Source organism: Streptococcus oralis subsp. dentisani (assembly GCF_002096335.1).
In the GTDB taxonomy this organism is placed as follows: Bacteria; Bacillota; Bacilli; order Lactobacillales; family Streptococcaceae; genus Streptococcus; species Streptococcus oralis_Z.
The window spans coordinates 13,810-31,449 of record NZ_NCUW01000028.1 but is presented as its reverse complement, the minus strand read 5'-3'; the positions used below and the strand labels follow the sequence as shown (position 1 = coordinate 31,449).

Annotated in this window: 18 protein-coding genes and 1 riboswitch; of the genes, 15 read left to right on the top strand and 3 right to left on the bottom strand. The window is 41.8% G+C overall.

The window, feature by feature from the left end; all coding sequences use genetic code 11:
- Nucleotides 1–517: 517 nt before the first annotated feature.
- The 4 genes from B7709_RS03840 to B7709_RS03825 all read left to right on the top strand — a co-directional run bounded on the left by B7709_RS03840 (nt 518) and on the right by B7709_RS03825 (nt 5,169).
- On the top strand, nt 518–1,747 hold the full coding sequence (locus B7709_RS03840) for a glycosyltransferase (protein WP_084971914.1): 1,230 nt from the start codon (nt 518–520) through the stop codon (nt 1,745–1,747).
- Nucleotides 1,748–1,981: 234 nt separating this feature from the next.
- Nucleotides 1,982–2,070: riboswitch (glycine riboswitch) on the top strand.
- An 89-nt stretch (nt 2,071–2,159) separates the two neighbouring features.
- Nucleotides 2,160–3,482 carry an alanine/glycine:cation symporter family protein gene (locus B7709_RS03835; protein WP_084971797.1) on the top strand — a complete coding sequence of 441 codons (1,323 nt, stop codon included), beginning with the start codon at nt 2,160–2,162 and terminating at the stop codon, nt 3,480–3,482.
- 130 nt (nt 3,483–3,612) lie between these two features.
- Nucleotides 3,613–4,161: a carboxymuconolactone decarboxylase family protein gene (locus B7709_RS03830; protein ID WP_084971796.1), complete on the top strand. Its 549-nt coding sequence runs from the start codon at nt 3,613–3,615 to the stop codon at nt 4,159–4,161.
- A gap of 108 nt (nt 4,162–4,269) precedes the next feature.
- Nucleotides 4,270–5,169: a TDT family transporter gene (locus B7709_RS03825; protein ID WP_084971795.1), complete on the top strand. Its 900-nt coding sequence runs from the start codon at nt 4,270–4,272 to the stop codon at nt 5,167–5,169.
- A 25-nt stretch (nt 5,170–5,194) separates the two neighbouring features.
- Here the strand turns inward: B7709_RS03825 and serS are convergent, their stop codons facing one another.
- The 3 genes from serS to B7709_RS03810 all read right to left on the bottom strand — a co-directional run bounded on the left by serS (nt 5,195) and on the right by B7709_RS03810 (nt 8,421).
- A complete protein-coding gene (gene serS, locus B7709_RS03820) occupies nt 5,195–6,469 on the bottom strand; it encodes a serine--tRNA ligase (RefSeq protein WP_084971794.1) in 1,275 nt (424 codons plus the stop codon).
- Between the two features lie 213 nt (nt 6,470–6,682).
- A complete protein-coding gene (locus tag B7709_RS03815; RefSeq protein WP_084971793.1) occupies nt 6,683–7,054 on the bottom strand; it encodes a DUF956 family protein in 372 nt (123 codons plus the stop codon).
- 2 nt (nt 7,055–7,056) lie between these two features.
- Nucleotides 7,057–8,421, bottom strand: a complete 1,365-nt coding sequence (locus B7709_RS03810; RefSeq protein WP_000869637.1) for an aspartate kinase — start codon at nt 8,419–8,421, stop codon at nt 7,057–7,059.
- Nucleotides 8,422–8,702: 281 nt separating this feature from the next.
- Here B7709_RS03810 and B7709_RS03805 point away from each other — a divergent pair, with 281 nt between their 5' ends.
- The 11 genes from B7709_RS03805 to accC all read left to right on the top strand — a co-directional run bounded on the left by B7709_RS03805 (nt 8,703) and on the right by accC (nt 17,606).
- On the top strand, nt 8,703–9,488 hold the full coding sequence (locus B7709_RS03805) for an enoyl-CoA hydratase (protein WP_084971792.1): 786 nt from the start codon (nt 8,703–8,705) through the stop codon (nt 9,486–9,488).
- Between the two features lie 92 nt (nt 9,489–9,580).
- Nucleotides 9,581–10,015 carry a fatty acid biosynthesis transcriptional regulator FabT gene (gene fabT / locus B7709_RS03800; RefSeq protein ID WP_061454076.1) on the top strand — a complete coding sequence of 145 codons (435 nt, stop codon included), beginning with the start codon at nt 9,581–9,583 and terminating at the stop codon, nt 10,013–10,015.
- Nucleotides 10,015–10,989, top strand: a complete 975-nt coding sequence (locus B7709_RS03795; RefSeq protein ID WP_084971791.1) for a beta-ketoacyl-ACP synthase III — start codon at nt 10,015–10,017, stop codon at nt 10,987–10,989. The genes fabT and B7709_RS03795 overlap by 1 nt, the downstream gene beginning before the upstream one ends.
- A 57-nt stretch (nt 10,990–11,046) precedes the next feature.
- On the top strand, nt 11,047–11,271 hold the full coding sequence (locus B7709_RS03790; protein WP_000257840.1) for an acyl carrier protein: 225 nt from the start codon (nt 11,047–11,049) through the stop codon (nt 11,269–11,271).
- 117 nt (nt 11,272–11,388) lie between these two features.
- Nucleotides 11,389–12,363 carry an enoyl-[acyl-carrier-protein] reductase FabK gene (gene fabK, locus B7709_RS03785; RefSeq protein WP_000857452.1) on the top strand — a complete coding sequence of 325 codons (975 nt, stop codon included), beginning with the start codon at nt 11,389–11,391 and terminating at the stop codon, nt 12,361–12,363.
- Nucleotides 12,356–13,276 (top strand): ACP S-malonyltransferase, encoded by a 921-nt coding sequence (gene fabD / locus B7709_RS03780; protein WP_084971790.1) that lies wholly within the window; start codon nt 12,356–12,358, stop codon nt 13,274–13,276. The genes fabK and fabD overlap by 8 nt, the downstream gene beginning before the upstream one ends.
- A gap of 44 nt (nt 13,277–13,320) precedes the next feature.
- The gene (gene fabG / locus B7709_RS03775; protein ID WP_084971788.1) at nt 13,321–14,052 is read left to right on the top strand and encodes a 3-oxoacyl-[acyl-carrier-protein] reductase; all 732 of its coding nucleotides are present in this window, start codon (nt 13,321–13,323) and stop codon (nt 14,050–14,052) included.
- 29 nt (nt 14,053–14,081) lie between these two features.
- Nucleotides 14,082–15,317 (top strand): beta-ketoacyl-ACP synthase II, encoded by a 1,236-nt coding sequence (fabF, locus tag B7709_RS03770; RefSeq protein WP_084971786.1) that lies wholly within the window; start codon nt 14,082–14,084, stop codon nt 15,315–15,317.
- Between the two features lie 2 nt (nt 15,318–15,319).
- Complete coding sequence (accB, locus tag B7709_RS03765) at nt 15,320–15,808, top strand: acetyl-CoA carboxylase biotin carboxyl carrier protein (RefSeq protein ID WP_084971784.1); 489 nt, start codon at nt 15,320–15,322, stop codon at nt 15,806–15,808.
- Nucleotides 15,805–16,227 carry a 3-hydroxyacyl-ACP dehydratase FabZ gene (fabZ, locus tag B7709_RS03760; protein WP_000565515.1) on the top strand — a complete coding sequence of 141 codons (423 nt, stop codon included), beginning with the start codon at nt 15,805–15,807 and terminating at the stop codon, nt 16,225–16,227. Before accB ends, fabZ begins: the two co-directional genes overlap by 4 nt.
- Nucleotides 16,228–16,238: 11 nt before the next feature.
- Nucleotides 16,239–17,606 carry an acetyl-CoA carboxylase biotin carboxylase subunit gene (accC, locus tag B7709_RS03755; protein WP_000488665.1) on the top strand — a complete coding sequence of 456 codons (1,368 nt, stop codon included), beginning with the start codon at nt 16,239–16,241 and terminating at the stop codon, nt 17,604–17,606.
- The last annotated feature ends 34 nt before the right edge of the window (nt 17,607–17,640 follow it).

The window sequence follows — 17,640 nt, the reverse complement described above, 5'->3', positions numbered from 1 at the left end:
CAGTCAGTTAAAAATACAAATTCGAGGTTGAAGATAAGATTGACGAAGTCAGTGGTAAATACATTGTAAAGAGATGACAATGAGGAGTGATTTTTGAGAATATAGAAGTACTGTTTTTGCAAATTTCACTTTTAAAAGAGTCGAGAAATGCAGGATAGATTTTAAAAATCTAGTACAGTCAGTTGGAGATTATCGTCACATTGAAGTTTTAGATGCTGAGTTGCTAGTAGAGTATTTTTAATGATTTTTGTTCAATCTGTTATATGTAAGAAATCACCATTGGTCAGGATTCAATATTTGAGAATGGAATGGGAGTTTTTGATTTTATTATTAATCTAATAACGATTATGTGCTTAAAACTGAATTGGATATTAACCACTGAAATGGGGTTGGCGATATTATTGGTAGCATTTCAGTGATAGGAAAATCAGATATTTAGCTTAGAGGATAAAGAGAACTTGGTGATGTATATTCGTCATCAACTAGGGAAAATTGATATTGGAGAGAAGTGATGAGAATGTATCATAAAGTGATTGCTCTTGGAGCGGATATTCATTACCTTGATAAGGTAGAAACCGTAATAAAATCCGTTTCGGTTCATAATCATGAAGTGAAATTTTATGTGTTTAATGACGATTTACCTAGTGAATGGTTTCTTTTAATGAGAAATCGCCTTAAGGTCATTGGTTCTGAGATCGTCAATGTTAAAAAAACGGCTCACAACCTTCGTGATTTTCGCTTGCCAAATGCAATTCTATCCTATGCTACTTTCTTTAGGTATTTCATAGCAGATGAAGTACAAGAAGACAGAGTTCTCTACTTAGACTCAGATATGATCGTAAATGCAAGATTGGATGAATTGTTCTCCTTAGACTTACAAGGCTATGCCATTGCAGCTGTTCAAGATTTTGGACAAGATGGTTGGTTGACAACCTTTAATGCGGGTATGTTGTTGATTGATGCGAAGAAATGGCGGGAAAACCATTCGACAAAAAGTTTACTAGAGTTAACTGTCCAACATCATAAGCATGTTTATGGAGATCAAGGTGTTCTCAACATGTATTTTGGTGACCAGTGGCTACATTTGAATAAAGAGTATAACTTTATGGTTGGTTTGGATCAATTTTTACATTTAACAGGCAACAGTAAATGGTACGAATCTGACTATTATGGAAATTCTGAACCTAAGATTATTCACTATACCTCAGAGTTTAAACCATGGACTCATTTAACTTTGACTCGTTTTCGTAAATTGTGGTGGTTTTATTATGGCTTGAATTGGAATGATGTATTATTGGGAACAGATATCATTAGACGTTCTTTTGATGAGCTAGTGAGAGCGCCGTTATATCATACTTGTATTTTTACAAATAGTGCTGTTTTAGAATCAATAGAGTATCTTTTGTCAGAACTATCGGAAGTTCATTTTACAATATTAGCGCCAACAAATTTTGCTGATAGTGTAGTTGACATGCAACGATTTTTAAATCTGTCAATTTATCCAAATTTTAATCCTTTTAATATGAAAGAAGCTTTGGATAATATGGATTTTTATTTGGATATCAATCATGGTGGAGTTATAGAAACGATTGTAGAAGAAATTGGTAATAAACATAAACCAATTTTTGCTTTTGACAATACAAGTCATGAATTGAGAGGAGATAGTCGTATTTTTTCGTCAACTGAACCAGAGAAAATGGTAGAAGCGATTCGAAAATTTTTAGGAGAAGCACAGAGTGGGAAATGAGTTTAAGTAGCGTTTTAAAATTTATCAGAAAGTTGTGATTTCTATTGAATTATGGCTCTACTTTTGGGGTAATAAGGTCATTCATACAATAAAAACTGGTGAACTAATTTCTATTTTATTCACAAACACATTGACAAATCCCCACTTTTCTTGTAGAATAATAAAAAATAAAATACCAACACCGAATGAAGTTTAATAGAAGTGGAGAAAAGTTTGTTTTCCATGACTGTAAATGGACGGAACTCTGGAGAGACCGTAAAGGCACCGAAGGGGCAAGGCAGGCAACTGCTCAAACTCTCAGGTAAAAGGACAGAGCTAAGATAGACCGCTTTTTGGCATTTATCTAAGCATTCCAGAGTACATGTATCTTGCATGTGCTCTTTCTTTTGGGGTTGAAAGATAGGAGTAGGACATGTTAGAATTGCTAAAAGCGCTTGATGCTTTCGCTTGGGGACCTCCCCTCTTACTGTTATTGGTCGGAACGGGTATCTATCTAACCATCCGACTAGGGATTTTACAGGTAACTCGTCTCTCCAAGGCCTTTCAGTTAATCTTTACCAAGGACAAGGGACATGGAGATGTGTCCAGTTTCGCCGCTCTATGTACAGCCCTTGCAGCTACTGTTGGAACGGGAAATATCATCGGAGTTGCAACAGCCATTAAGGTTGGTGGGCCAGGTGCTCTCTTTTGGATGTGGATGGCAGCCTTCTTTGGGATGGCAACCAAGTATGCTGAAGGCTTACTGGCTATCAAATACCGTAGCAAGGATGCAAATGGGGCTGTAGCTGGAGGGCCCATGCACTACATTCTTTTGGGTATGGGAGAAAAGTGGCGTCCCCTTGCAATCTTCTTTGCCCTAGCGGGTGTGTTGGTGGCTCTTCTAGGGATTGGTACCTTTACCCAAGTCAATTCAATTACAGAATCTATCCAAAATACAGCTCAAATTGATCCAGCTATCACAGTTCTTATTTTATCCATTTTTGTAGGAATTGCCGTTTTTGGTGGACTCAAATCCATTTCCAAGGTTTCAACAGCAGTTGTTCCTTTTATGGCCATCGTCTATATTTTGGGAACTCTTACAGTTATTCTCTTTAATATCGAGAAAATCCCAGCCACACTTGCCCTCATCTTTACTTCAGCCTTTAACCCAGTAGCTGCGGTAGGTGGTTTTGCAGGGGCGACTATCCGTACTGCGATTCAAAATGGTGTGGCGCGAGGAGTCTTTTCTAACGAATCTGGCCTTGGTTCAGCTCCGATTGCAGCGGCTGCAGCTAAGACTAATGAGCCTGTCGAGCAAGGCTTGATTTCCATGACAGGAACCTTTATTGATACGTTGATTATCTGTACTCTGACAGGTCTGACAATCTTAGTGACAGGGGTTTGGAGCGGTGATTTGAATGGTGTTGCTTTGACCCAGTCAGCCTTTTCAACAGTTTTTTCACATTTTGGCCCTGCTCTTTTGACTATTTTCCTTGTTCTCTTTGCCTTTACGACAATTCTCGGTTGGAATTACTATGGAGAACGCTGTTTCGAGTTTCTCTTTGGGGTTCGCTTTATCTGGCTCTATCGAGTGATCTTTGTGCTCATGGTCTTGTTGGGAGGTTTTATCGAGTTGGATATGGTCTGGATTATTGCAGATATCGTCAATGCCTTGATGGCTCTACCAAACTTGATTGCCCTTTTGGTCTTGTCACCAGTCGTTATTGCTGAAACCAAAAAGTATTTTAAACACTAACCCAATCACACTCTTAGTGTGATTTTTTTCTTTCATAAACATTTCCTATCATGGCAATTGAAAATATATATTATCCAAAGAAGAAATTCTATGATAGACTAAATGACAATAAAATGAAAAGAGGTTTCTTATGACAACATTTACCATCCATACAGTAGAATCAGCTCCAGCAGAAGTGAAAGAAGTTCTGGAAACAGTACAAAAAGATAACAATGGCTATATTCCCAATCTAATCGGTCTCTTGGCCAATGCTCCTACTGCTCTAAAAGCCTACCGAACTGTCGGAGCCATCAACCGTCGCAATAGCCTAACCCCAGTTGAGAGAGAAGTGGTGCAAATCACAGCTGCAGTAACCAATGGTTGTGCTTTCTGCGTGGCAGGCCATACTGCCTTTTCAATCAAACAAATCCAAATGAATGATGATCTTCTTCAAGCCCTTCGCAATCGCACTCCAATCGAATCAGATCCTAAGCTAGATACTCTGGCCAAGTTTACCTTGGCAGTCATCAATACCAAAGGACGTGTAGGGGATGAAGCGCTTAGTGAATTTTTAGAAGCCGGCTATACGCAGCAAAATGCCCTGGATGTGGTTCTCGGTGTCAGCCTAGCCAGCCTTTGCAACTATGCTAATAACTTAGCCAATACGCCTATTAACCCAGAATTGCAACCCTATGCCTAGTTCGAATCATAAAGAAAAAAATGAAGGCTGAGAAACCCAGTCTTCATTTTTCTATGCTATTTTAAGCGCTTTTATGCTATACTAATAATATGATTAATGGAGGTTGCCATGAAAAAACTCCCCTTGGTATTTTCTGGTTGTTTGTTAGGTTTGGCAGGTGCAGGAAATCTGGTTGCAGATACTTGGCCTGCTCTGTCACATCTGTTTAGTCTGATAGGGTTGATTTTGTGGATTTACTTTCTGATTCTTCATCTGTTTAATCGGAAGGAAACCAGGCAAGAATTGACCAAGCCCCCTCTTTTATCAGGAATGGCGACCTTTCCCATGGCTGGAATGATTTTATCAACTTATGTCTTTCGCTTGTTCCCTCATCTTCCCTTAGTAGCGCAAGGGCTATGGTGGTTTTCATTTCTCTTGGATTTGGTCTTGATTGCTGGTTTTACCATCAAGTTTGCTTGTCCGGGTCGGAGGGTTCATGCGACTCCAAGCTGGACGGTGCTTTATGTGGGGATAGCAGTGGCTGCCTTGACCTATCCTCTTGTAGGTATCATCGAAATCGCCTATGCGACCTTGATTTTTGGTTTTCTCCTAACCTTCTATCTCTATCCGCTTATTTATAGCGATTTAAAGAAACAGCCACTCCCACTAGCCTTACTTGGACAAGAAGGGATCTACTGCGCCCCTTTCTCTCTACTTTTGGCTTCTCTGATTCGAGTTGGAGGAGCAGGCCTACCGACTTGGCTCTTAATCGTCATGATTTTGGCTTCTCAATCCTTCTTTTTCTTTGTTTTAACTCGCCTGCCCAATATTTTAAAACAAGGATTTCAACCAGCTTTCTCAGCCCTCACCTTTCCAACCATTATCACAGCTACCTCTCTCAAGATGGCTCAGGGAATTTTGAAACTTCCATTTCTGGATTATCTGGTGTTGGCTGAAACTGTTATTTGCCTCACTATTTTATTCTTCGTATTGGGTGCTTATCTGATTTGGTTACGAAAAAAGGTCTAGCTATTATTTAGCTAGGCCTTGTTTTTTATGGTTTGATAACTTCAGCTCCACCCATGTAAGGACGAAGTACTTCTGGAATGGTCACAGAACCATCTTCATTTTGGTAGTTTTCAAGAATTGCAGCCACTGTACGTCCAACTGCAAGTCCAGAACCGTTCAAGGTATGAAGAAGTTTAACTTTACCATCGGCTTCATCGCGGTAACGGATTTGGGCACGACGCGCTTGGAAATCTTCGGTATTTGAACAGCTTGAGATTTCACGATAGGTATTTTGGGCTGGAATCCAAACTTCCAAGTCGTAAGTCTTGGCAGCTGAGAAGCCCATGTCTCCAGTAGAGAGGGCAACGACACGGTATGGAAGGTTGAGTTTTTGAAGGATGTTTTCAGCGTTGGCTGTCATTTTTTCCAATTCTTCGTAAGATTCTTCTGGTTTGGCAAATTTGACCATTTCAACCTTGTGGAATTGGTGCAAACGGATCAAGCCACGAGTATCACGACCAGCAGAACCAGCCTCAGAACGGAATGATGGACTCATAGCAGTGAAGTAGATTGGCAGGTCTTTTCCGTCAAGGATTTCATCACGGTAATAGTTAGTTAGAGGAACTTCAGCAGTAGGAATAAGGACATAATTAGTGTCTTTCAATTCAAAAGTGTCTTCCTTGAATTTTGGATATTGACCAGTACCAAACATAGAATCATGGTTAACTATGTAAGGTGTGATGACTTCTGTGTAGCCTTCTTTACCATGCTCATCTAGCATAAAGTTGTAGATAGCACGTTCCAGGCGAGCTCCAAGACCTTTATAGAAGAGGAAACGAGCGCCTGTTACCTTACCACCGCGTTCCCAGTCAAGGATACCGAGGTCTTCACCCAGATCCCAGTGAGCTTTTGGCTCAAAGTCAAATTCGCGCGGAGTACCCCAACGACGAACTTCCACATTATCGTCTTCATCAGCTCCGACAGGAACGCTGTCAGCTGGGATGTTTGGAAGAGTAGTCGTAAATTCTGTCAACTTAGCATCGATTTCCGCCAATTCAGCATCCAAGGCTTTGACCTCAGCAGATAGGGTTTGCATAGCAGCAATCTTGTCATCTGCATTTTCCTTGTTGCGTTTGGCTTGGGCAATCTCAGCAGAAACAGTGTTACGTTCTGCCTTGAGCGTTTCAACCTTGACCAAGATATCACGACGTTTAGCGTCGATTTCTTTCATCTCATTCAAAACAGCAGCATCTACACCACGTGTAGCTAATTTTTCAGCGACAGCATCAAAATCTGTGCGAATACGTTTAATATCTAACATAAGAACTCCTTTATGAAAAAAGCACACCTGACAAAGCGTTGGAGTGGCAGGGCCACGGTTCCATCCAACTTCACAGGTGTGCACTTGATTGTGTATGTAATTGTTACTAACGGTAGAATTTCACCTATCCCCTCTATCTGCTCGCAGCACCCGCAGACTTTCTGAAAGAAGGAGATAACTTACTTATCCGTTGCTATGATTATACTAAAGTTTCTACTTTTTTGCAAATAGATTTTTAAGTTTTTGTCCAATGGTCTGGAGTAGAGTCGGAAGTTTCACAACTTTGTCATTGCCAAGTTTTTCCCGAGCGATTTTGAGGATAGCTCCAGAGTCTTTTGAAGCAAAGAGGAATTTTCCTTGATCAGTGAAGACTTCAAAGTGACGGCTAATCTTGCGACCACTTACGTTGGCTCCGATTTGCTGAATGCTAGACCAAGGAATCTGGATATATTGTTCGACATTGACATCAGGATAAAACTCTAAGGCTTGATCCCCAACTAGAAATTTCCCAACCTTTCCAGAGATAGAGAGATAAGATGTTCCAGTGGTTTGGAGGTCAATGGCTTGATTGAGTGATTGGGCCATGATTAATCTTCCTTACTTTCACCGAAAAAGGCATGATAGAGAGCCTTGATAGCTGCTTTTTCTTGCTCTTTATTGACAACAAACATGATGGAAACTTCACTTGAACCTTGGGACATCATCTGGATGTTGATTTTATTCTCAGACAAAGCACGTGTTGCAGTAGCAGTTACCCCGATATGGCTCTTCATCTTTTCTCCGACAATCATAATGATGGAAAGGTCATGTTCGATTTCAGCATGGTCCACTTCAGCCTTTTGAACGAGTTGACGTAGAATTTCTTCTTCTTTGATAGGAGTCAATTCACGGGAGCGGAGGATGATTGAAAGATCGTCGATACCTGTAGGCATGTGTTCCCAACCGATATTGAGGTCCTCAAGGATTTGAAGAACCTTGCGACCAAACCCTACTTCACGGTTCATGAGGTATTTTGACATGTTGATGCTGACGAATCCTGAGTCACCCGCAATCCCGACTACTGGGAATTTATCACTACTGTGTTCTAAAACAATGCGTGTTCCTGGGTGGTCAGGGTTGTTGGTATTCTTGATGACAAGAGGAATTTTTCCGCGGTAAGCAGGAAGAAGGGCCTCGTCATGAAGGACTGAAAATCCAGCGTAAGCCAACTCACGCATTTCACGGTAGGTTAATTCAGGAATGGAGTGAGGTTGGTGGATAATACCAGGATGGGCAGCAAAGATACCATCTACGTCTGTAAAGTTCTCATAGAGATCAGCCTTAACACCTGCTGCAATGATAGAACCTGTGATATCTGAACCACCACGTGAAAAAGTACAGATTTGATTTTCCTTAGTCACACCAAAGAAACCAGGGATGACAAGAACTTCGGTGCTATCAGCCAAGCCTTCAATCTTGTCATAACTAGATGGAATGATACGTGCATTTCCTGGTTCACTTGTGACAACAATCCCAGCTTCTCTTGGGTGAACATAGCGTGCATCGATGCCGTTTTGGTTAAAGTAGGCTGCAATCAATTTGGCATTGTTATTTTCTCCAGCAGCTAGGAAGGTATCATAGAGAAATTCATTGTCCTCTATAGGAAGAGTTGCCAAGGCCCGAATACTTTTAGAGATTTTTTCTAAAACAGCAGGTTTTAACCCTAGTTCACTGACCATAGCGGCATAACGATCAATGATCCAGCTTTGACTAGCACTGATGTCATTACCAGCCACATAGTCGCGATAGTATTTAATCAAGGCATCAGTTACCTTAGTATCTTCAGCATTGCGTTTGCCGGGTGCAGAAACGACGACAAAACGGCGCTCTTTATCGCTTTTAACGATGTTTAAAACTTTTTCTAACTGACCAGCAGAGGCAAGCGAGCTTCCACCAAATTTTACAACCTTCATAAGGACTCCTCAAGTAAGTATTTTATACGATTATAGCAGAAAGAGGGGCATTTTTCAATGAAGAAAATATCTTCCTATTACAATAGAAGTAAATGTTAATTTGTTCTGAAAAGATACAACAGTTTAAAAATAAGTGGTCAACTTTCACTCACATTCATAAACGATGGGGAAATAATCAGCTGAGACACTTTCCTTTAGTTTTTTCTTGCCTCTTTATCCAAAAAAAGATATACTTTGAAAATAAAATAATTTCATTGCCTTACAAAAGAAAAGGAGAAGCTATGAATCATATCTTATATCAGATTGTAGATGATCTTGCTATCATTACTTTGAATCGTCCCGAAGTGGCAAATGGTTTCCATATCCCAATGTGTGAGGAGATTTTAGAAGCTTTGACCCTAGCAGAGCAGGATCAAGCTGTTCAGTTTATCTTGATTAATGCTAATGGGAAGGTCTTTTCAGTTGGGGGAGACTTGGTTGAGATGAAACGAGCAGTGGACGAGGATGATATCCCTTCTTTGAATAAGATTGCAGAATTAGTCAATACAATTTCTTTTAAAATCAAGCAAATTCCTAAACCTGTTTTGATGGAGGTAGATGGAGCGGTCGCTGGTGCTGCAGCAAATATGGCAGTAGCAGTTGATTTTTGTTTGGCGACTGACAAGGCAAAATTCATTCAAGCCTTTGTTGGAGTTGGATTGGCGCCAGACGCTGGTGGAATTCATCTCTTGAGTCGTAGTATCGGGGTAACACGAGCAGCACAACTTGCCATGACAGGAGAAGCCTTGACTGCGGAAAAAGCGCTAGAATGGGGCGTGGTATACCGTGTTTGTGAAGCTGATAAATTAGAAAAAACAAGAGAACAAGTTCTGAAGAAATTAAGACGAGGCTCAGCTAACTCCTATGCAGCTATTAAGAAGCTAGTTTGGGAAAGTCAATTTAAGGATTGGCAGAATTATGCCGATTTGGAATTGAAACTACAAGAATCTTTATCTTTAACGGAAGATTTTAAAGAAGGAGTTCGAGCTCATTCTGAAAGAAGACGACCAAAATTTTCAGGAAAATAAAAAAAGACTTGCACAATTTTTTGAAGTTTGTTATACTTCTTTTATCAAATGTTTTGATAATGAAAGTTTTTTCTAAAGAGGAGGGATGAGAATTGGATTACCAACAAGTCAATGATTATTTAACATCCATTTTTAATAATGTCCTTGTGATCGAGGAGGTTAGCTTGAGAGGTAGTCGCTTCAAAGACATCTCCATCAAAGAAATGCACACGATTGATGTGATTGGTAAGTTTCCTGAGGCAACACCTAGCAAAGTTTCCAAAGAACTGATGGTAACCTTAGGGACAGTTACGACGAGCTTGAATAACCTAGAAAGAAAGGGTTATATTGAGCGTGTTCGTTCAGACCAAGATCGTCGTGTGGTTTATCTGCATTTGACAAAGAAAGGTCGTCTAGTTCACCGCCTTCATAAACGTTTCCACAAGGCCATGGTCGAAAAAATTATTGATGGCATGAGTCCCGAGGAAAAAGAAGTCATGGACAGAGGCTTAAGGAACCTTTATCAATTTTTGGAGGATTTGAAATAATGGCTTTTGCAAAAATAAGCCAGGTTGCTCATTATGTTCCAGAGCAAGTGGTCACTAATCATGACTTAGCCCAAATAATGGATACAAGCGATGAGTGGATTTCAAGTCGTACAGGAATTAAACAGAGACATATCTCAAAAACGGAGTCCACAAGTGACTTGGCGACAGAAGTTGCCAAGAACTTGCTGGCTAAAGGGAGCATAGAGGCTGAGCAGATTGATTTTATCATTGTAGCGACGATTACTCCAGATTCGATGATGCCTTCTACGGCAGCTCGGGTTCAGGCCAATATCGGAGCTAATAGAGCTTTCGCCTTTGATTTGACAGCAGCTTGCAGTGGCTTTGTATTCGCTCTCTCAACTGCTGAAAAGTTTTTAAGCTCTGGACAGTTCAAGAAAGGGATTGTAATCGGGGCTGAGACCTTATCCAAGGCGGTTGACTGGTCGGATCGTTCGACAGCTGTTCTCTTTGGAGATGGTTCAGGTGGGGTTCTCTTGGAAGCGAGTGAAACACGGCACTTCCTCGTGGAAAGTCTCTATACGGATGGTTCTCGGAGCGAGTGTTTGACCTATGGTCAAACGGCTTTGACTTCGCCCTTCTCGGATCAAGAAGCAGTCCCTGCTTTTCTGAAGATGGATGGACGAGCAGTTTTTGATTTTGCAAATCGAGATGTTGCTAAATCAATCAAAGAGACCATTGAAAATGGTCCAATCGCAGCATCGGAATTGGATTATCTCTTGCTTCATCAGGCAAATATCCGCATTTTGGATAAGATGGCTAAGAAAATCGGTGTAGACCGAGACAAGCTTCCCGCTAATATGATGGAGTATGGAAATACCAGTGCAGCAAGTATTCCGATTTTGCTCTCAGAGTGTGTGGAGAATGGCATGATTCGTTTAGATGGTAGCCAGACGATTCTCCTATCAGGCTTCGGTGGAGGTTTGACATGGGGCACACTCATTCTTACAATCTAGGTAATCATGTGGTAAACACATAGTTATAAATTTTTTATATTTTAAAGGAGTCCTATCATGGCAGTATTTGAAAAAGTACAAGAAATTATCGTTGAAGAACTTGGGAAAGATGCATCAGAAGTAACACTTGAATCTACTTTTGATGATTTGGATGCAGATTCATTGGACTTGTTCCAAGTAATCTCTGAAATCGAAGATGCCTTTGATATTCAAATTGAAGCAGAAGATAACTTGAAAACAGTTGGTGACTTGGTTGCCTACGTTGAAGAGCAAACAAAATAATTAACATATTACTAGAAGGAGTAGGGGAAACCCACTCCCTCTTGTTTAGGTAATAGTTTGAAACTCAAACGATAAGCTCATCGAACTATTACGTAAGCAAGGAATGATGGAGGCACTATGAAAACACGTATTACAGAATTATTGAACATTGATTATCCTATTTTTCAAGGAGGAATGGCCTGGGTTGCTGATGGTGACTTGGCTGGTGCAGTATCAAAAGCTGGTGGTCTAGGGATTATCGGTGGTGGAAATGCACCTAAAGAGGTCGTAAAGGCTAATATCGATAAAATCAAATCACTTACGGATAAACCTTTTGGTGTCAACATCATGCTCTTGTCACCTTTTGTAGAAGACATCGTTGATCTCGTGATTGAAGAAGGGGTTAAGGTGGTTACAACTGGTGCTGGAAATCCAAGTAAATACATGACTCGTTTCCATGATGCAGGAATTACAGTTATTCCTGTTGTTCCAAGTGTTGCTTTGGCAAAACGCATGGAAAAAATTGGTGCAGATGCAGTTATTGCAGAAGGAATGGAAGCCGGTGGGCATATTGGGAAATTAACAACGATGACCTTGGTCCGCCAAGTTGCTGCGGCTGTCTCAATTCCAGTTATCGCAGCTGGAGGAATTGCAGACGGTGAGGGTGTCGCTGCAGGCTTTATGCTTGGTGCTGAGGCTGTTCAAGTCGGTACGCGTTTCGTAGTAGCTAAGGAATCTAACGCCCATCCAAAATACAAGGAAAAAATCTTAAAAGCACGTGATATCGATACGACTATTTCAGCTCAACACTTTGGACATGCTGTTCGTGCCATTAAAAATCAGTTGACACGTGACTTTGAACAGGCTGAAAAGGATGCCTTTAAACAAGAAAATCCAGATTTAGAAATATTTGAGCAAATGGGAGCTGGTGCTCTTGCTAAAGCCGTTGTTCATGGAGATGTAGAAGGTGGATCTGTAATGGCAGGTCAGATTGCTGGTTTGGTCTCTAAAGAAGAAACTGTCGAAGAAATCCTAAAAGATCTATACTATGGTGCAGCCAAGAAAATTCAAGAAGAAGCCTCTCGTTGGGCAGGAGTTGTAAGAAATGACTAAAACAGCCTTTCTATTTGCAGGTCAAGGTGCTCAATATCTAGGGATGGGGCGTGATCTCTATGATCACTATCCTATCGTCAAGGAAACCATTGACCAAGCCAGTCAGGTTTTGGGTTATGACCTTCGTGACTTGATTGATAAGGAAGAAACCAAGTTAAACCAGACTCGCTATACGCAACCAGCAATTTTAGCGACCTCGGTTGCCATCTACCGTCTATTGAAAGAAAAGGGCTATCAGCCAGATATGGTAGCAGGATTGTCTCTTGGGGAATATTCTGCTCTTGTAGCAAGTGGTGCCTTGGACTTTGAAGAGGCAGTGGCCTTGGTTGCTAAGCGCGGAGCTTATATGGAAGAGGCGGCGCCAGCTGGTTCTGGTAAAATGGTAGCCGTTCTCAATACTCCAGTAGATGTGATAGAGGAAGCTTGCAAAACTGCTTCTGAAGTTGGAGTAGTGACTCCAGCCAACTACAACACCCCAAGCCAAATCGTCATTGGTGGAGAGGTGGCTGCGGTTGACCGTGCAGTCCAACTCTTGCAGGAAGCAGGAGTCAAACGATTGATTCCTTTAAATGTATCTGGTCCTTTCCATACAGCTCTTCTTGAGCAAGCCAGTCAGCAACTAGCTGGGGCTCTTGAGGGGATTAGATTCTCAGACTTTAACTGTCCTCTAGTAGGTAATACTGAAGCTGCAATCATGGAAAAAGACCGAATCCAAGAGCTCTTGACGCGTCAGGTGAAAGAACCTGTTCGTTTCTATGAGAGTATCGCAGTGATGCAAGATGCTGGTGTGACCAACTTCATTGAAATCGGTCCGGGGAAAGTCCTGTCAGGCTTTGTCAAAAAGATTGATAAAACAGCTCAACTAGCCAATGTCGAAGATTTGGCAAGTTTGGATGCTCTACTAGGAAACTAGTGATCCCTTCTCCCACAAAATACAACAGGAAACAGGAGAACAGAATGCAACTAAAAAATAAAAATATCTTTGTTACAGGTTCAAGTCGGGGTATTGGGCTTGCCATTGCTCACAAATTTGCTCAACTGGGTGCCAATGTAGTCTTGAATAGTCGCGGAGCAATCTCAGAAGAATTGCTGGCTGAGTTTTCAAACTACGGTGTCAAAGTGGTACCGATCTTGGGTGATGTTTCAGACTTTTCAGATGCCAAACGTATGGTAGATCAAGCGATTGCAGAACTCGGTTCCGTCGATGTCTTGGTCAACAATGCTGGGATCACTCAAGATACGCTCATGCTTAAGATGACCGAGGAAGACTTTGAAAAAGTGATTAAGATCAACTTGACAGGGGCCTTTAACATGACTCAAGCAGTCTTGAAACAGATGATTAAGGCGCGTGAAGGTGCGATTATCAATATGTCCAGTGTGGTTGGTCTGATGGGAAATATCGGACAAGCCAACTATGCGGCTTCCAAGGCTGGTTTGATTGGTTTCACTAAGTCAGTTGCACGTGAAGTAGCCAATCGCAATGTACGTGTAAATGCTCTTGCGCCAGGAATGATCGAGTCAGATATGACTGCCGTTTTGTCTGATAAGGTCAAGGAAGCAACACTTGCGCAAATCCCTATGAAACAGTTTGGCCAGGCGGACCATATCGCGGACGCCACGGTCTTTTTAGCCCAACAAGATTATTTGACTGGACAAGTTCTCGCTGTTGATGGCGGACTTAGCATGTAAAAAAATAAGGAAAGATATAGGTAAGACAGATGAAACTAAATCGAGTTGTAGTAACAGGTTACGGATTGACCTCTCCTATCGGAAATACTCCAGAAGAATTTTGGAACAGTTTGCAAACTGGAAAAATTGGAATTGGAGAAATTACTAAATTTGACCACAGCGAATTTGCTGTACACAATGCAGCAGAAATTCAAGATTTCCCATTTGATAAATACTTTGTCAAAAAAGATACCAACCGTTTTGATAACTATTCTTTGTATGCCTTGTATGCAGCTCAAGAAGCGGTTACTAATGCAAATCTTGATGTAGAAGCAATCGATAAAGATCGTTTTGGTGTCATCGTTGCTTCAGGTATTGGAGGTATCAAAGAAATCGAAGATCAGGTTATCCGTCTTCATGAAAAAGGTCCAAAACGCGTTAAACCAATGACCCTTCCAAAAGCCTTGCCAAATATGGCTTCAGGAAATGTTGCTATGCGCTTTGGAGCAAACGGTATCTGTAAATCAATCAATACAGCCTGTGCCTCATCAAATGATGCCATTGGAGATGCCTTCCGCTCTATTAAGTTTGGTTTCCAAGATGTCATGCTAGTTGGTGGATCAGAATCATCAATCACTCCTTTTGCCATCGCCGGTTTCCAAGCTTTGACTGCCCTATCAACTACAGAAGATCCAACTCGTGCTTCTATTCCATTTGACAAAGATCGTAACGGTTTTGTCATGGGAGAAGGTTCTGGGATGTTGGTTCTCGAGAGTCTTGAACACGCTGAAAAACGTGGAGCAACCATCTTGGCTGAAGTAGTTGGTTATGGGAATACCTGTGATGCTTACCATATGACTTCACCTCATCCAGAAGGTCAAGGCGCGATTAAGGCGATTAAACTGGCTTTGGAAGAGGCAGAAATTTCTCCTGATCAAGTAGCATATGTCAATGCCCACGGAACTTCAACTCCTGCTAATGAAAAAGGAGAAAGTGGTGCGATCGTAGCTGTTCTTGGTAAAGAAGTACCTGTATCTTCAACCAAGTCCTTTACAGGACACTTGCTTGGTGCTGCAGGAGCGGTAGAGGCGATTGCTACCATCGAAGCCATGCGTCATAATTTTGTACCAATGACAGCTGGGACAAGCGAGTTGTCAGACTATATCGAAGCGAATGTCGTTTATGGACAAGGCTTGGAGCAAGAAATTCCTTATGCCATTTCAAATACTTTTGGATTTGGTGGACACAATGCGGTTCTTGCTTTCAAACGTTGGGAGAATAAATAATTATGAATTTAAATGAGATCAAGGACTTGATGGCTCAATTTGACCAATCAAGTTTGAGAGAATTTTCTTATAAAAACGGAACGGATGAATTGCAATTTAGCAAGAATGAAGCTAGAATGGCTTCTGAAGCGCCTGCTCAAGTTGCTCCAGCACCAACTGCGGTAGCTACAAGTCCAGTAGTTTCTGCCCCTTCAACTCCAGTAGAAAGTGTATTGGAAGAAGCTCCAGCGCCTGCTGAACCGACGGTTGCTCCAGAGGGTGATATCGTTGAAAGCCCACTTGTAGGGGTAGCATACTTGGCTGCTGGACCAGACAAACCTGCCTTTGTAACGGTTGGTGACAGTGTAAAAAAAGGTCAGACTTTGGTGATCATCGAAGCCATGAAAGTCATGAATGAAATTCCGGCACCTAAGGATGGTGTGATAACTGAAATTCTTGTTTCTAACGAAGAAATGGTTGAGTTTGGTAAAGGATTGGTACGTATCAAATGATCGATATTCAAGGAATCAAAGAGGCGCTACCCCATCGCTACCCCATGCTCCTAGTGGATCGAGTCTTGGAAGTGAGCGAAGATACTATTGTTGCCATTAAAAATGTCACTATCAACGAACCTTTCTTTAATGGTCATTTTCCTCAATACCCAGTTATGCCAGGTGTCCTTATTATGGAAGCCTTGGCACAGACTGCGGGTGTCTTGGAATTGTCCAAGCCTGAAAACAAAGGGAAACTAGTCTTCTACGCTGGCATGGACAAGGTCAAGTTTAAGAAGCAAGTTGTACCAGGTGATCAATTAGTCATGACGGCTACCTTTGTGAAACGTCGTGGTACGATTGCTGTGGTTGAAGCAAAGGCTGAAGTGGATGGCAAGCTTGCAGCGAGTGGTACTCTTACCTTTGCAATTGGAAACTAAGGAGGTTCTCCATGTTTCGTAAAATTTTGATTGCCAACCGTGGTGAGATTGCGGTTCGCATTATTCGAGCTGCGCGTGAATTGGGCATTGCGACCGTAGCAGTGTATTCAACTGCTGATAAGGAAGCTCTTCACACACTCCTAGCGGATGAAGCTATCTGTATCGGACCTGGTAAGGCGACAGAGTCTTATCTCAATATCAATGCGATTTTATCTGCCGCAGTCTTGACAGAAGCAGAAGCCATCCACCCAGGTTTTGGTTTTCTTAGCGAAAACTCCAAGTTTGCCACGATGTGTGATGAAGTGGGGATTAAGTTCATCGGTCCTTCTGGGGCTGTAATGGATACCATGGGAGATAAGATCAATGCGCGTGAGCAAATGATCAAGGCTGGGGTTCCAGTTATCCCAGGATCTGATGGTGAAGTTCACACGGCTGAAGAGGCCCTTGCAGTTGCAGAAAAGATTGGCTATCCAGTCATGCTTAAGGCATCAGCTGGTGGTGGTGGAAAAGGGATTCGTAAGGTTGAAAAGGCAGAAGACTTGGTCGCAGCCTTTGAGACAGCATCCAGTGAAGCCAAGGCCAATTTTGGAAATGGCGCTATGTATCTAGAGCGTGTGATTTATCCAGCTCGCCATATCGAAGTTCAGATCCTTGCGGACCAAGAGGGTCATGTTGTCCACCTTGGTGAACGGGATTGTTCACTCCAACGGAATAACCAAAAGGTCTTAGAAGAAAGCCCATCCATTGCGATTGGCAAAACCCTTCGTAATGAAATTGGTGCTGCAGCCGTTCGTGCAGCAGAGTCTGTAGGCTATGAAAATGCTGGGACAATTGAATTTCTTCTCGATGAAGCGAGTGGCAATTTCTACTTCATGGAAATGAATACTCGTGTGCAAGTTGAACACCCAGTGACTGAGTTTGTTTCAGGTGTTGATATCGTCAAGGAACAGATTCGCATTGCTGCCGGGCAACCTTTACCTTTCAAACAAGAAGATATCGTCCTACGAGGTCATGCTATCGAGTGCCGGATCAATGCGGAAAATCCAGCATTTAACTTTGCTCCAAGCCCAGGTAAAATTACCAATCTCTATCTACCAAGTGGTGGAGTTGGCTTGCGCGTGGACTCAGCAGTTTATCCAGGTTATACCATTCCCCCTTACTATGATAGTATGATTGCTAAAATCATTGTTCATGGGGAGAATCGTTTTGATGCCTTAATGAAGATGCAACGGGCACTTTATGAACTTGATATTGAAGGAGTGCAAACCAATGCAGACTTCCAGTTGGATCTGATTTCAGACCGCCGAGTTATCGCTGGTGACTACGATACTTCTTTCTTGATGGAAACTTTCTTGCCAAAATACCAAGAAAAAGAATAGACTTTCAAACAGTATGAGAACTAAAAGGGGGAGT